The sequence below is a fragment of the Aquimarina algiphila genome, from assembly GCF_947494415.1.
GTDB lineage: Bacteria > Bacteroidota > Bacteroidia > Flavobacteriales > Flavobacteriaceae > Aquimarina > Aquimarina algiphila.
In genome coordinates this window covers 26,662-42,718 of the sequence record NZ_CANLVC010000009.1, presented here as the reverse complement: position 1 = coordinate 42,718, position 16,057 = coordinate 26,662, and the positions used below count along the sequence as shown (strand labels likewise).

The window sequence follows — 16,057 nt, the reverse complement described above, 5'->3', positions numbered from 1 at the left end:
TTGTATTTATGCGCTCAAAAATAGTTTATTCGTAGTTGTATTGCTAATTGTTTTGTATAAAAACTTAAGATAATGGTATCAAGTCTATACGAACTAATTACGAATAATCCTGCTACTTAAAATACTCCTCTTTTTTAATAGTAGCGGTATCACAATAGAAAAGAATACAATTCCATTAAACCGAACCAGCATCGATTCAAACAATAATGATACGAACACAATCAGAAAGACAGAAAATTCATTTCGACTTCTTTTCATGCGCATCCCCAATACAATAAAAATAATAAGCAAAACGCTAAAACCTATAATACCGCTTTGAAGATACGTTTGCAAAAATTGATTATGGGCATTATACTTGTTTTCATGATTAGGCATATATCCTAACTCTTTATACTTTTTCATTAGAACATCATTTGCATCTCCTACTCCATAACCCAACATAGGGGCTTCCTTAATTAACTTAACACTAGCGTCCCATGCCAATATTCTGGATTTTTCTAAGGTTGTAGTTTCATAAGCTGCCTCTTTACTAAAATCTTTTACCCTCTCATAGAAATTAGTCACCCTAGGGTTCCCTAAAAACAATGCGACACCCATTATAAACACAATGATCATCATATACTTTTTTTCTTTATCTACGATATTAAAAATCAACAATAAAGACATCACAAACAGTATTAAATATGCCGCTATAGATGCTAATAAAAAAAGATAAAGAAATAATAATGTTACTACTACTAACTGAAATCGAGACCTTAATTTATTTTTAAGGTAATAGCTAAGTACTAACAAGATATATATTGAAACATAATTAGCATTTACAGATCTGGAAAAAACAGACCCTACAAAAAATTGAGACCAATTTTTTACTATCTCTTCTAAAAACATGAATACTCCAGTAATTTCTTTTATATCAATAAGGTATCGGTATAAATTATTTGAAGCGATACAGATATTGATAAAAAAAGATACAATCAAACCAAAAAGTAAAAAGTCAAATAACCTTTTTACGGTATTAGCATCCTCTTTAACAAATAAAAAAATAATTGGAAACAATAGTAGGGATAATGATCTCTGTACTAAATTCAATCCACTGCCCAGGTCGTCAGTATAAATTAAACTTAGAGTCATTATAGTAAAATACAAAGGAAAGAGAAGTACCGATTTATCCAATACAAATTTCTTTTGTGGTCTAAATATCATCATAATTCCAAAAACGATCGAAATTATAAAAAACGGAGTAGGGAGTGTAATACCTAACGGCATTAAAAAAAAAGCAATATAAAGACTGTTCCAAAAGGTCATTACTACCCAATGGTCTTCTTTATAGAACATACTGGTTGCCTGAGTTAGTATCTTGCCAAATTGCACTTGTTATATAAATAGATTATGAAGTGTTTAACGTTTTTTGAGGTTTTGAATTGTATTGTACTTACATAATCAAATGTACAGTATCTCCTGTTACAAGCAAAATACAAAAACGATTATTAGGTTCCTGTTATTGCATGATACAAAAACATCCACTCTTCTAATTTTAAGATAAAATTAATATAGATGATAATTATCTATGTCTTTTTTTAAGAAAATCAAGTATTTTAATACGCTTTTTCTTCTCCTCTAATAGCATTAATTATTGTAAGGATTATAATTTTTATATCTAGAAGTAACGACCAGTTTTCTACATAAAAAATATCGTATTTCACCCTATTCACAATGTCTTTATTTGTCTCTATTTCTCCTCTAAAGCCACTTACTTGAGCCAATCCTGTTATTCCTGGCTTAACAAAATGACGTACCATAAATTTATCTACACGTTGAGCAAAATCTTCATTGTGTTTTACCATATGTGGCCTAGGCCCTACTACTGACATATCTCCTTTAAGTACATTAATAAACTGTGGTAATTCATCAATACTTGTTCTTCTAATGAACTTTCCTACTTTAGTTACTCTAGCATCACCCTTAGTCGCTTGATTTACACTATTGCTGGATTTCATAGATCTGTATTTATAACAATAAAACTCTCTATAATCTAACCCATTACGACGCTGTTTAAAAAAAACCGGCCCTCTAGATTCTAATTGAATTAGCAAAGCTATTAATGGTGTTAACCAAGAAAGAATTCCTATTAATACAAATAATGACAATAAGATATCAAAAGTTCTTTTGGTAAATTTATTGATTGAATAATCTAAGGGTATTTCTCGAAAAGATAATACTGGTATATATTCGTAGTAATTAAAATTTAATTTTTTAGTGAAAATATCCCGATTATCCGGAATAAATTTTAAGATTTTTAAATTGTTCTCTGTAAAATTAACTATATCTCGCAATTGGTCATTTGATAGCTCGGCAATAGAACAATATACTTCATCAATTTCATTTTCTACAATATAATAAAAACAGGCCTCCAAATTAAAATCTTCCTTTTTGACACAGAATTTTTTTTGAAGTTTATAGCCAAAATCAGGCCGCTCTTTAAAAATTTTAATCAATTGATTCGTCTTTTTATTATCTCCAATAACGACAACTCTCCTGATATTTCTTCCAAATACTTCTCGATATTTAGACAACAAGTAAAGTAAAATAAATTTAAAAAATGTAACTAAACCAATAATAGAAACAAGATACTTACCCATCTCCCATCTACTTATATTTGGTTGTTTAAATAAACCTATATAAGCAAAAAGAATGAGTGCAAAAATTAAAAATTGTCGAATTAAGGATGCAAAAATCTGAACTATTTTTGAAAACCTTTTAATATCATAAAATTTGTTCTTCATAGAAAGAACAATCCATAGAAACGATATATAGAGTGAAAACAAAAAGTTTTGATCAATATTCGTTTGAAAAAATAAAGGTGTAAGATTAATAATCAATAAATCGATTAGGCAGAAAAGTGGATTTATATAAGCTGAATACCTTCCTATTTTACTCTTCATAAAATCCTAGTTGTTTTTTCTGAAATCCCTGTGTTCACTTTTCTCAAGTTCTTCTTTAGAAAATCCCTTAAAATACTCAAGCGTTAGTTTCATTCCATCTGACCTGCCCATTTTGGGTTCCCAGTTTAATATTTCTTTAGCCTTAGTAATATCCGGTTGCCGTTGCAACGGATCATCGACTGGTAGTGGTTTATAGATTACTTTTTGATCTGTTTCTGTAAGTCTTACTATTTCTTCGGCAAATTCTTTAATAGTGACCTCATCAGGATTACCGATATTAACCGGGTAAACATAGTCACTCATAAGCAATTTATAAATCCCCTCTACTTGATCGTCAACATAACAAAAAGATCGTGTTTGCATACCATCTCCAAATATTGTTAAATCTTCTCCTCTTAATGCTTGTCCGATAAATGCCGGTACTACACGGCCATCATTTAACCTCATCCTAGGACCATAGGTATTAAAAATACGCACTATTCTTGTTTCAACTCCATGATAGGTATGGTATGCCATTGTTATTGATTCCTGAAAGCGTTTTGCTTCATCATATACCCCTCTTGGTCCAATAGTATTAACATTTCCGTAGTATTCTTCATTTTGAGGGTGTACCTGAGGATCTCCATATACTTCACTTGTGGATGCTATTAAGATTCTTGCGTTTTTCTCTTTTGCTAGTCCTAAAAGGTTGTGCGTACCTAAAGACCCAACTTTTAATGTCTGAATAGGTATTTTAAGATAATCTATTGGACTTGCTGGTGAAGCAAAATGTAATATATAATCGAGTTCACCTGGTACATGAACAAATTTGGTAACATCATGATTATAAAACTCAAACTGTTTTAATTTAAATAGATGTTCAATATTTTTTATATCCCCAGTAATCAGGTTATCCATGGCAATCACATGAAACCCTTCTTTGATAAATCTATCACAAAGATGAGAACCTAAAAAACCCGCTGCTCCTGTAATTAAAACTTTTTGCATTTTATAATATTATATCTTTTCTACCAATAGAGAAATAAGAAACCCCTTCTTTTTCCACATCACTAATGTCATACAAGTTCCTACCATCAAAAATAACATTCTCTTTTAGGCTATCTTTTATTTTCTTGAAATCAGGAGTTCTAAAAATACTCCATTCTGTACAAATAATCAATGCATCAGTATTATCAAGTGCTTCATACATTGTTTTTGAAAATTGAATTTTATCCCCATATTTTCTCTTAACATTATCCATTGCTTCAGGATCAAATGCTTTGACCTTTGCTCCTGCATTTAGTAATTCATCGATAAGATACAATGCTGGTGCTTCTCTTATATCATCGGTTTCTGGTTTAAAAGCCAGACCCCAGATCGCAAAAGTTTTATCCTCCAAATCATTATCAAAATACGTTTTTATTTTTGGTAGTAATGCTGTTTTCTGGTTTTGATTCACTTTAATTACTGAATCTAAAATCTGAAAGTCGTAGTCTACATCTTTTCCTGATTTATGCAGAGCTTTTACATCTTTTGGAAAACATGAACCTCCATATCCGATACCTGGAAACAAAAATCTTTTTCCAATCCTTGAATCTGTTCCCATTCCTCTTCTTACTTTATCTACATTCGCACCAACTTTCTCACAATAGTTAGCAATCTCATTCATAAATGTAATCTTTGTTGCTAGAAACGAATTAGCTGCATATTTAGTAAGTTCTGCAGATTTCTCATCCATTATGATAATTGGGTTACCTGATCTAACAAAAGGTTTATACAGTTTTTGCATCAGTTCTGTTGCTCTTTGAGAGATAGATCCTACCACAATTCTTTCTGGTTTCAAAAAATCATCTACCGCAAACCCTTCTCTTAAAAACTCTGGATTCGAGACAACATCAAAGTCACATTTGGCATTTCTTGCTATAACTTCATGTACTTTTTCTGCCGTACCTACAGGTACTGTACTTTTATCAACAATAACTTTGTATTCACTAATCCTTTTTCCTATATCGTCTGCTACACCCAAAACATAAGATAAATCAGCCGAACCATCTTCATCTTCAGGAGTTGGTAATGCTAAAAATATAATTTCTCCATGCTCTAAGCCTTCTTGCAAAGATGTCGAAAAAGTAAGCCTGCCTGCTTTTATATTTCTATCAAAAAGTACATCAAGGTGCGGTTCATATATAGGCACCTTACCATTTCGCATTTTTTTGACTTTTTTTTCATCAATATCAACACAAACTACTTCATTGCCAGTTTCTGCCAAACATGTTCCTGTAACTAAACCAACGTACCCCGTTCCTATTACTGATATTTTCATTTACTATCTTTTTGATTTCTATTCAAAACATTTATTATATAGTTTTCATATTGTGAGTTAATAATATTCCAATTATAAGTATTGAAAATTTTGTTCTTGTTATCATCACAAAACTTACTTTTATTTTCGAAATACTGATCTTCATCTATTATAAACTTAACATCTTCTGCAATATTAAAATATAATGCCTCATTTTTCAAAATACTTCTATTAAAAACATTGTCGTTTGCAATAATCAATGCATTTGACGCCATCGCTTCTAAAAGAGAAGGATTTGTACCTCCAACTGAATGTCCATGGAAATAATATCTTGAAAAAAAACGTAAATTATTCAAATCATCCATATTATATATCCCTCCTAGGAAACGAATTCTTGAATCTTCTTTATATTTTTCCTCTAGGTACGCACCAAAATTATTGATCTTTCCAATTACCAAACAGGGATATTGTTGCTTAGAATTATGGATCCCATCCAAAATGGTTTCAATATTATTTTCTGGTTCCATTCTAGCAATAAGCATTGAATAGTTTTCTTTACTCACCTGATACTTTGATAACGTTTTTTCATTAGGATTGATAAATACATCTGCTCCATATGCAATAAATTCTGATTCCTTATTGTATGTTGACAATAGGTGTTCCTGTATTCCAATTGAATCAGAGATAAGATAATCACTATACTTTGCGGCCAACTTTTCTGCAAATTTTAAAAATTTTCTTACCAGTGTACTGTATTTTGATCTTTTCCATTCAAGACCATCCATATTGGTTACAATTATTGACTTCTTTGGAAACAAAAAACTCCATATTGAACTACTTGTATAACCCAATTGAAGAATGATATCAAATTTTTCTTTTCGACAATCTAGAATACAATTAAAATCATATATAAACTGTCCTGCCGTTCCTATTTTATATTCTGGATCATATTTGTGCACTATGTTAACACCTTTCCAAACTTTTTCCTGATAAGGATGGTCATGGGAATTATAGACGTAAACTTCATGATCTTTATCTGCTAAGTATTTAGAAAAAAACTCAGCAAATTGCTCAAAACCTCCGTGGTTATTTGGCACCCCTCTTGTCCCTAATATTGCTATTTTCAAAATTCGAATAATTTAATAGAAAAAGTGTGTTAAAAAAATAAAAAAGAATAAGCCCTTTGTTTCTAACCAAAGCCACTTCAAAAATAAAAACAAAACAAATTGTAATTAAGAAAAAAAGATGCAATAAACTTTTAAATTTAATTGCATAATAAAAGCTGTAGACTAAATAACTTAAAAAAAAAGCTAAAGTAAAAATTCCATAACAAATCAATATATGTAAATATTGATTGTGCACATTATACCCTTCATACCAATTCGGAGCCAAGCCATAAGTCATGTAGTAATAATCTAACTTATCCTGAATATCTCCTTGGCCATAGCCAAAAAAAATCTCGTTATCCTGAACTAAATGATATAACCCAATACTAATAAATATATAGCGCAATTCTAAGTCACTAATCTCATTTTTATCATTATTATTAAAAACTTTGATTTCAGATAATTTATTTGTCGGTTTAAAATTTGCAATATTGAATTCTAACCCTTCGACAAATCTGTTTTTTAGTAATGGAATATTAATGACACTAATGCCTACCAATAATAAAAAAGAAAGTATAGCTATTCGAGCTTTCCCTTTTTTCAAAAAAGAAATTAAATGAATACTGTAAAGTATTGAAAAAACAATAATTACTGCTTTAGACGCGGTTAAAAAAATACCTAATAATAGTATAAAAAGTGAAATTACTATCAACCAAAACTTTTTTTCTTTAACAGAGGAGTCTACCAAATAATAATGAGTAATTGTAAAAGCGCTTATCGCCAAACAAATTGCATAATAAACGGCATGCAGGTCAAATAAAATTGAAAATTCATGAAAGAAAAACACCTCGAGGGATTCTCCTCCCAAAATCCTTATAAGACCATATACAATTAGAATTATTGTAGCTAGTAATGTAGAGAACGAAAAAACAATTAATGTTTGTTTGAGAGCGTCATTATTTCGTTTAATCGCAAACAAAACAAATGGTATTAAAACCAAAAGCAAATTCTTATCAATTCCTCTAACACCTTCATGAATATTTCTACTAGTCAAACCACTTATCACAGTAATTAAAAAAAAAGCTAATGGAAAATAGAACCCTATGTGTTTAAAGTTTTGTTTATTAAGTTTTTTTGAAACTCCAAGATACAGTGCAAAAATGAAAGCTATGATAATAGCAAGATTACCGACGTTTATTTTAAACGGTATCATAGCAGCTATGAACAAAATAAGTGTTTGTCCTATATTATTTTTAACAAAATATATAACTTTATTCATTAACATATCCTTTTAAGATTTCAAGTAGCCTATTTCCTTTTCTTTCCCAAGAATGTTCTTCAATATTTATAAAAGGTTTTTCATTTTTTAGATCTTTTAATTCTGCCGAAAATTCATTTGCATCATCAACAAGGTAAATATATTCATTTAAATCTTGTAACCCATTTCCTTTAGTTCCTACGACTTTTTTTTGAGTTAATAAATACTCATAAGCTTTTATAGAATCGCCTCCATGTTGACCTTCTCTTATATTATATGGAACTATACATATATCGAAATTTTGAACATATTTTGGGTACACACTATAGTGTTTGTCTCCCAAAAAAAAGACATTCTTTCTCTTTATTATTTTCTCATAAACATTTTTATCTAAAACCTGTCCTACAAATACAAAAGATGATTCTGGATTTTCTTTTGTAATATAATTTATAAGTTCATAATTCAGTAAATATGAAATCTTTCCTCCAAAACCAATTATTGGTTTTTTAATACTTCTCAAATCATCTGGTATTTCTAGTTTTGACGAACCAGAAATAAAGTTTGTTTTGACACCATTTTTAACGAGACCTATGTAATTCACATTAAACTTATCTTTAAAAAATTTAATATTCTCTTTGGAGTTAGTCGTCCAAAATGATATGTTTCTTGCGAGAAGTTCATAACCATTTTCCAGTTCATTTTTAACACCTTTATAAGCCGGGAATTTCAAAAAATTATCCCAAGCATCAAAAAGTTTTTCTTTTGCGTCTATCTTAACCGCAAGTTTATAGGAAAAAATATTTTGTGTTATCAAATACTTTGTATCCATATCTAATTTTGCACAAGAATCATCAATAAAACTTAAATAACCCTTACTATTATATTTTTCAATAAACCATAAATGTTTTTTTAATAACTGATTAAAGACATCATTAGAAAAATAGTCGGTTACAAATATTTCGGGCGCTACTTGCGTCAATGAAAACTTACCTCTTTTTAGAATTACTTTTCCCTTAAGTTTTTTCTTCTGTCTCTTATATAAAAATTCTAACCATGTTGATGGTCGGTTTATTACTAATAATTTTTGAACATTAGAATTTTCTGAAAGTGATTTAATAAAATGAACATCCCTGGTTCTAAATCCTTCTTTTTCACTTTTCCTCCAATCATGAAAGGGGACGACTACTAAATTCATATTTTTTAGTTTAATTAAAACATTTTAACTAACATGCAAAGTATCTATTGCTGAAAGCTAATTTATAATAAAGACATGTATTTTTCAACTTTACAGGAAACAACAATATCAGGATTAATTTTATTGATCAAATCATCACTATAACGTTCATTCACATAAATCACTTCAGTAAAATGTAGTGAAATAAACTGAATTAACTCTGTCGTGTAAGAATCTCTAAATATTAATACTCTTGACTTATTCTTACAATTTTCATTTTCTCGTTTTTGAGCAACTGAAATCAGAATTCCTACTATATAATTAACACAGATTGACCCCATCATAACGAGCACCAATATATTTTCGCCCCATACATAAAAAAACAAACTGCAACAAAGAATAAATATATTTCTCAATTCTTTTTTTAACAAAAAACTGATAGTCAAAATCAAAGGGAGAAATAAAAACAGAAATGCTGTAGAACTAAATACCATACTTATTAACCGTGTATTAAAAATAATTTCAATCTAATTTAGTAGCTTTTACATAATTCGTCTGTTTTCTACTAAAAATAAAGAACATACTAAAAATAATAGCAATGTCTGAAAAAATTGGTACGTAAAAAGAATACACAAAAAAAACTCCGAAAAAAAATAAGGTAGGCAGACCTTTGTCTACGTCAAGATATCTAATAAAATACCTCATTAAACACAAAACAACTATAAGACCTAATATACCGAGATCAAAATAAGTCCAGATTAATTGTGTGAAATGTTGTGTTTTTTTAAACTCTCCTGTTAATATGTTAAAATAAGAATAAGGGCCATCTCCAATCCATTTCGTTTCCAATTTCTTTACTGCAACTATAATAATCTGAAATCGTTTTGCTGTACCTAACTCATAAAACTTCTCTGCTGCTTCAATAGAAATTTGTCTTTCAAGAGTACCTCCCAGTCTTTTTTGTATAAACTCTTTGTCTTTTAATAAATATCCTGAAAACAACAATGTAATCGACAAAAAAACAATTCCAAGTTTAAATTTTAAACTCTTCCCGTGTTTTTTATATAAAGGAATCATAACATAGGACGAAATAAGAATTACCAAAAATAGTTTTGAAATATTAGATTCTGTTAGAAAAATAGTAATCCCAAGATAAGCTATTACAATTTTTGGAAACATCACAATACTCTGTACATGATCCTTTTTAAGAAGTATAATCGCTATTAATAAAAGTAAAAAAACACCCAAAGAATGATCCGACTTTATAAAAAAACTTCCAAACATAAAATCATACCAATCTATAGTTTGACCACTATTATTAAATTGGATGAAAAAATCATAAAAGTTCATTTGCAGTAATAAAATAGGAAACTGTATTAGTCCGATATAATAAAAAAGGGAGAATATCTTCTTTTGACTTATGAACCCTTCTTTATTATTAATATAACAGTAGAAAAAAATTCCTAGTGGTAATAATGGAAAGACAAAATAGACTATCATTTTAATAATATCACTTTTATTGACACTAGCCGATAGTACTATTAGTATTAAGTATACAATAGAAAGTAAAACAATTCTGTTAAAAACTACCTTCCTTCGCAATAACATATACAGAATATATATCCCATATAATAAAAGTGTAATAAAAAAAGTAATAACAGTATTTGAAATACTAAAAAAAAACTGAATAAACCCACCAAATACAAACGTAACTAATATGATAAAATAAAAACTAATTTGGTATATCGGTTTAAAATAATTCATTGAAGAGTCTTGTTGTTTAAAATCTAAAATTCATATATAAAATTGACCTAACATATTCCTTTAAAGAAGCTCCAGTCATCTTATGAACTAAGAACTTCCAACTGGGAATAAAAAGCAATAACATCGCTAAAGTTAACGATATTGCAACCTCAACAATACCAAACCTAGCACCTACATATATAAAAATTGGCATTACTAATAAACTCAGGATATTCCAGATAAATTCCAAATCAGTTCTTCCAGTGGCGATCACTAAACTTCCTACTGGATTACTAACTGCCCTAAAAATCATATAAACACTAAGTATTCTTACTAAAATCTCAATATTTTCAAACCCACTTCCATACATTATTTGAACTATTAATGGAGCAAACAATATAATTCCAAAATAAACAGGAATATTAATTGCTGAGACTACTTTTATTAGTTTTAAATAATTTGTTTTAAGCAAAGTTATATCCTTCTGGAATTTAGCTAATGTTGGAGAAGCCACCTTAACCAATATTGGATTAATAATTTGGGTTGGTCTAAAAACTAATTGCTTTGCAAGACTATACCCCCCTAAAACATCTGTAGAAAAAAACTTTCCTATCAAAAGAATATCCAAATCTCTATTAAAATAATTTGCAATCTGTCCACCAACTTGATAGATTCCAATTTTTAGAAAAGGTATTGTTTCAGACCATTTGAAATGAAATAATAGTCCGTGTTTTCTAAGACCTAGTATCAAAAAAAAGGAGTTCATTATAATATATTGAACCAATGCAGAGTAGACAAGAGATAAAACACCATAATCATTAACAGCTAACCAAATTGCCAATACTAAAGATATTACGGCTGCAGCTATTTCAATAATACTAATGTTTTTAAATGATAAATTCTTTGTTTCAATCGTCTTAAACTGAAGACCTACTCCTGATATAATTAAGTTAAGGCCTAATAATTTAATTAAAAAATCAAGTTCTGGTTCATTGTACAGGTTTGATATTAAAGGAGTTGTTACAAATAAGATTAGATAAAGCAAAACACAAAGAGTTATATTAAACCAATATAAACTGGCATATGTCTTTTTATCTATTTTTTGGACATGCAAAATTGCTGTTGACAAACCCATATCGCTAAACAAATTCATAAACCCCATAACAAATGTTACCAATGCCATCAAACCAAAATCAGATTTTTCTAAAAATCTTGCTAGTATACTTATTTTTAATAGTGCAGCTATTGCTACACTAATTGTAGCAAAAGAAGTCCACTTTAACCCTAATATTACTCGACCTTTTAGCGACATAACAATTCTGTTAAATTTCTAATATCTGTCAACACTTTTTCCTCATTAAATATTAAACCTAACTTACGTTTATTTTGAACTATAATTTCATCCTCTAATCTTTTGTTTTGGAAACGTGAATAATCTTTGTCAAAATCAAATATTTTTATTTCATTTTTTTTAAAAAAATGGTATGCGGGGTTTTTTGAAGACATATATATTCTAGCTCCTATATATAACATCGCTATTATGTTACCCATTGCTTGTTGTCTGTAATGATAAAAAATACCAACCGAACAAGACCTAAGTAATAAAATGTAATCACTCCTTTTCATAAATTTCAAAAGTGGTATAAAGGAGTTTCCCAGTATCTCTCTTCCTTTATTCAAAACTTCACTCTGATACTCAATATTATTTCCATAACTCAATGGAGTAAATATTTTGAAATCATTTATGCTGTTATCTTTACTCATACGCTTAAATACGTCTAAATGATTTGATTCTGGTGAATTTGAATTTCCGACTAAGATATTTTTTGCATTATCTTCTATTTGGACATAGCGATTTCCGCTAAGATACTGATCGATAGTACTAAACGGACAATTGACAAATTGCATTTGATTGGTATAGTATGAAGAAAAAACATTGAAATCATTTTCTATATACGTCACAAAAAAAACAACCCTTTTTAAAGCAGAAAAAATAATTGAATATCTATCTTCATTTTTTACATCTATTCTAAAATATATCTTTCTTAAGAATTTATATTTAAGTGCAATCCGTCTAAAAAAAAGCCCTGGATTCTTTTTTAATAAAAATTCGTTTGTTAATAGCGCGTAAGTACTAGGCTTAATTCTTGGTAAACCATAAATATCAAATCCCCAAGGATACCAAGCAATTGTCAAATTCGTTTTGATCTTTATTATGGCTTTCGCATATTCGATATGCAAAGCATGTAAGAGTATTGCTTTGGGGTCTAATTGTTTAATAATTTTATTTATATCATCCTCACCTATTATAAATTTAATCAGCTTATCCTTTGATTTAGTAATATGTTGAAAGTTTTCTTCTCTTCTATTTCCAAAAACTAAAAAACTATTATTTTCATTAGCTTTATTAAAGTTTTCAATTATTTGATCAGTCACTTTTTCATCAACAACAAAATGTAAAATCATTATAAAATTGATTGTTTTTTAAAAAGTTTATGGAACCCAAAAAAAGTGTTCTCGACTTTAAAATCAAAATAATTATATACATTAAAAACTCCGACATTAGCAGACGAAATCATCGTTTCAATGCTAGAAACACCTCTATATTTATTGTAAATTAGAATTTCGTTCCATAGAGATTTTACGAAAATCTCTCTTCCTTTAGCACAACCAGCCAAAATAAGTTTCGATTTATTATTATCCATATTAGTCTCTTGAATAGAGAAACCAATAATCTTATTTCCTTTTTTAGCTACTTTTACATCTTGATTTTGGTTTATTAAATCATCGATCCAATTATAATACCTATTACGAGCAGAGTTCTCTGTAATATTCGGATCTTCATGAAATCTACTATAATCGAAAGAATCTCTTGCTATTTCTTTCAAGTTATTCATATACTGATCTTCAAAATCTACAAAATCAATATTGGGACATTTATAGGGAGTAAATTTTTGCACTTTATTCTTTACTACCGAAATACTGGATTCTGCAAAATAATACCCTTTCTCCTGTAATATTTTTTTTGCAATTATATTTTGTGCTTTTATTCTAGTATAAACAAAAATTACAGATTGTTTTATAAGTAATTTTTCTACCATATTTAGAACTTCTATAAGCTGTTGTTCAGTATCAAGATTATCAAGGTCCAATAATTCTGCTGTTTTGAAGCCTAGCGACTTTGTATCCCAAGGGGTAAGCCTATAGTTTTTCATGAAGTTTTCTTTTTAAATCGACTTGTTACCTGTAACCCTTCTTCAAATATAATTTTTGCCGGACGTTTGTATTTTTCAAGAGTATTTATACAATGCTCTTTTATTTTCTTTTTAATCTCATTCTTATTCTTAATGTCATTTAATACTACTTTGGCACATACCATTTGCCCAGTAATCGCATTCTTTTTTGAGAAAACCGTGCAATCTAATACTTCATCAATTTCATTTATTACTCCTTCTACTTCCAGAGGCATTACTTTTAATCCACCAACATTGATAACATCATTTATTCTACCTATAACTTTTATATACCCTTCTTCATCTACCTTAACCAAGTCACCTGTAGCAAACCATCCATCTTCTTTAAATTGATTGCTTTCAAGCCCTTTATAGCCAATTACCGATGTTTTGGTTTTTAAATACAATTCACCTTCAATAATCTTATAATCGACATCCTTATCAGTAATTTTAAAATATAAACTATCAGAGGATTTACTTTGTGTTTTTACAATACCTGTTTCACTTGTTCCGAAAGTCTGCAAAAGTTTTACATTTGGTAAAAAAGTATTTAATTTTTTAAGAAGCACTTCTGGCATACGCTCTGTGCCATATGTAATCATTTTTAGTGAAAGTAGATCATTTACTTTTAGGTCTTCCTGCATAAGAAGAAGATTCAAAAAAGTCGGACTAGTTGGTAAAACCTGAACTCCATGGGTTTTAATCAACAATGTTATTTCTGAAGGGTTTCTTCCATTAGGGATAACCATTGGAGTACCTACATTTAAACAACTGAGTAATGTATTTAAACCACCGATATGATCAAACATTAAAAACATTATAAAGACCAATCTTCTTTGTTTTCTTGGAGCAGTAAAACTATTCAATAAATTAGAAAAATCATGAACCATTACTTTAGGTTTTCCTGTAGTACCACTAGAAAACAAAACAATTCCACTATGTTGTTTATTAAAAAGATCCGAATAATCTGTTACTGTTTTTAGCTCCCGTAATGTTATATTAAAATTAGAGTTTTCCGAAATGGTAATGATTTTATTTGTTCCTGAAGCTTTAATTTTACTAGAAAAATCTTCTTCTGTGGTGTATACAATGGGTACAATGATTACGGTGTATTTCGAAAGCGCTAACAATAAAGAAATTGTATAAAAATTATAATCTCCCCTAACTACTATAACATCATTTTCTGATATTTTATTTTGAAGCAAAGAATAATATTTTTCAATTTGATTACTTAATTCTTTGTAATTATATTCTCCTGAACTATCTATTATAGCCGTACCCTTATGTTTTCTTATAGTATCAATTATCATAACCCTCCAAGATATAAAATTTGACCTGTTACAAATTCACTTTTTTTATCAATAAAAAAACTTATTATATTTTCAATATCTTCAAATGTTCCTAATCGTTTTATTGCTTGCTTTTCAAGTAATTCATCTACTTTATCTTTTGGCACAACTTTTAAAAGATCAGTAAGAATTGGGGTAGGTCCTATTGAATTAACAGTTATGTTGTAATTTGAAAGTTCTTTTGCCAAAATCTTAGTCATCTTTTCAATAGCTGCTTTACTTGAAGCATAAACCATTTCGCCATCTAGATTCATTGGTACAGCCACTGTAGAAAAATTAATAATACGACCTGACTTTTTTTTCATCATTTGTTTTCCACACTCCCTACTAAAAAAGAAAGACCCATAAAAGTTAGTTTCAAAAACTTTTTTTACAGTAGACCCTGGTGTAAGCAAAGAGTGATTTAAAGACGCAATTCCAGCATTGTTGATTAAAATGTCTACACCTCCAAATTCCTGTTTAGCGACTTTCACAACTCTTTTTGCAGATGCTTCCTGAGTAACATCACATATGACATGTCGATAAGCAGAATGTTCCAAATCTGATTCTGTTCTACTACAACCAACTACATTGAATCCTTTAGACAAATACAATTCACTTAGGTAACGTCCAATACCCTTTCGATTACCTGTAATTAAAATACACTTTTTACTCATCGTTTAGGCTTTCAACAATATATGAAACTAATGTTTGGATATTCATAAAAGGACTAGTTCTTCTTGACATTGCTTTTTCATCAGTAAGTTCTAAATCAGATGAAAATTCATCATTTACTCTTTCTTCTAATTCAACAATAAAATTAACTAAATCCATAGAATCAAGAAAAGAACTTGCTCCTATGAGTCTGGTGTTTTCATCTACTTTATCAAGGTTCAAATCATTTTCTTGAATATACTCTTCTAAAGTCTTAAAAACAATATTTTTAATATTTATTTCTTTAATCTCCATATTTATAAAAACTATTAAATTTT

Annotated in this window: 15 protein-coding genes; all 15 read right to left on the bottom strand. The window is 29.0% G+C overall.

Annotated features, from left to right (window positions below):
* Window positions 1–93 precede the first annotated feature (93 nt).
* Window positions 94–1,371, bottom strand: coding sequence for an O-antigen ligase family protein (locus tag PQF96_RS21645; protein ID WP_271768286.1), 1,278 nt, complete (start codon window positions 1,369–1,371; stop codon window positions 94–96).
* A gap of 224 nt (window positions 1,372–1,595) precedes the next feature.
* Entirely contained in the window at window positions 1,596–2,942 is a 1,347-nt protein-coding gene (locus PQF96_RS21640) for an undecaprenyl-phosphate glucose phosphotransferase (RefSeq protein ID WP_271768283.1), read from the bottom strand.
* A 6-nt stretch (window positions 2,943–2,948) separates the two neighbouring features.
* The gene (locus tag PQF96_RS21635; RefSeq protein WP_271768280.1) at window positions 2,949–3,929 is read right to left on the bottom strand and encodes a UDP-glucuronic acid decarboxylase family protein; all 981 of its coding nucleotides are present in this window, start codon (window positions 3,927–3,929) and stop codon (window positions 2,949–2,951) included.
* Window position 3,930: 1 nt separating this feature from the next.
* On the bottom strand, window positions 3,931–5,244 hold the full coding sequence (locus PQF96_RS21630) for a UDP-glucose dehydrogenase family protein (RefSeq protein WP_271768278.1): 1,314 nt from the start codon (window positions 5,242–5,244) through the stop codon (window positions 3,931–3,933).
* Window positions 5,241–6,350 carry a DUF1972 domain-containing protein gene (locus PQF96_RS21625; RefSeq protein WP_271768276.1) on the bottom strand — a complete coding sequence of 370 codons (1,110 nt, stop codon included), beginning with the start codon at window positions 6,348–6,350 and terminating at the stop codon, window positions 5,241–5,243. Before PQF96_RS21625 ends, PQF96_RS21630 begins: the two co-directional genes overlap by 4 nt.
* On the bottom strand, window positions 6,310–7,608 hold the full coding sequence (locus tag PQF96_RS21620; RefSeq protein ID WP_271768273.1) for an O-antigen ligase family protein: 1,299 nt from the start codon (window positions 7,606–7,608) through the stop codon (window positions 6,310–6,312). Before PQF96_RS21620 ends, PQF96_RS21625 begins: the two co-directional genes overlap by 41 nt.
* Window positions 7,601–8,782, bottom strand: a complete 1,182-nt coding sequence (locus PQF96_RS21615; RefSeq protein WP_271768270.1) for a glycosyltransferase family protein — start codon at window positions 8,780–8,782, stop codon at window positions 7,601–7,603. Before PQF96_RS21615 ends, PQF96_RS21620 begins: the two co-directional genes overlap by 8 nt.
* Before the next feature lie 62 nt (window positions 8,783–8,844).
* On the bottom strand, window positions 8,845–9,105 hold the full coding sequence (locus tag PQF96_RS21610; protein WP_271768268.1) for a hypothetical protein: 261 nt from the start codon (window positions 9,103–9,105) through the stop codon (window positions 8,845–8,847).
* A 178-nt stretch (window positions 9,106–9,283) separates the two neighbouring features.
* Entirely contained in the window at window positions 9,284–10,261 is a 978-nt protein-coding gene (locus PQF96_RS21605; RefSeq protein WP_271768265.1) for a hypothetical protein, read from the bottom strand.
* A gap of 280 nt (window positions 10,262–10,541) precedes the next feature.
* Window positions 10,542–11,816 carry an MOP flippase family protein gene (locus tag PQF96_RS21600; RefSeq protein WP_271768263.1) on the bottom strand — a complete coding sequence of 425 codons (1,275 nt, stop codon included), beginning with the start codon at window positions 11,814–11,816 and terminating at the stop codon, window positions 10,542–10,544.
* Window positions 11,807–12,970, bottom strand: coding sequence for a TDP-N-acetylfucosamine:lipid II N-acetylfucosaminyltransferase (locus PQF96_RS21595; RefSeq protein ID WP_271768261.1), 1,164 nt, complete (start codon window positions 12,968–12,970; stop codon window positions 11,807–11,809). The genes PQF96_RS21600 and PQF96_RS21595 overlap by 10 nt, the downstream gene beginning before the upstream one ends.
* Window positions 12,970–13,719, bottom strand: coding sequence for a hypothetical protein (locus PQF96_RS21590; protein WP_271768259.1), 750 nt, complete (start codon window positions 13,717–13,719; stop codon window positions 12,970–12,972). Before PQF96_RS21590 ends, PQF96_RS21595 begins: the two co-directional genes overlap by 1 nt.
* Window positions 13,716–15,047, bottom strand: a complete 1,332-nt coding sequence (locus tag PQF96_RS21585; RefSeq protein ID WP_271768256.1) for an ANL family adenylate-forming protein — start codon at window positions 15,045–15,047, stop codon at window positions 13,716–13,718. The genes PQF96_RS21590 and PQF96_RS21585 overlap by 4 nt, the downstream gene beginning before the upstream one ends.
* A complete protein-coding gene (locus PQF96_RS21580) occupies window positions 15,044–15,742 on the bottom strand; it encodes an SDR family NAD(P)-dependent oxidoreductase (RefSeq protein WP_271768254.1) in 699 nt (232 codons plus the stop codon). Before PQF96_RS21580 ends, PQF96_RS21585 begins: the two co-directional genes overlap by 4 nt.
* Window positions 15,735–16,034, bottom strand: coding sequence for a hypothetical protein (locus tag PQF96_RS21575; protein WP_271768251.1), 300 nt, complete (start codon window positions 16,032–16,034; stop codon window positions 15,735–15,737). The genes PQF96_RS21580 and PQF96_RS21575 overlap by 8 nt, the downstream gene beginning before the upstream one ends.
* Window positions 16,035–16,057 lie beyond the last annotated feature (23 nt).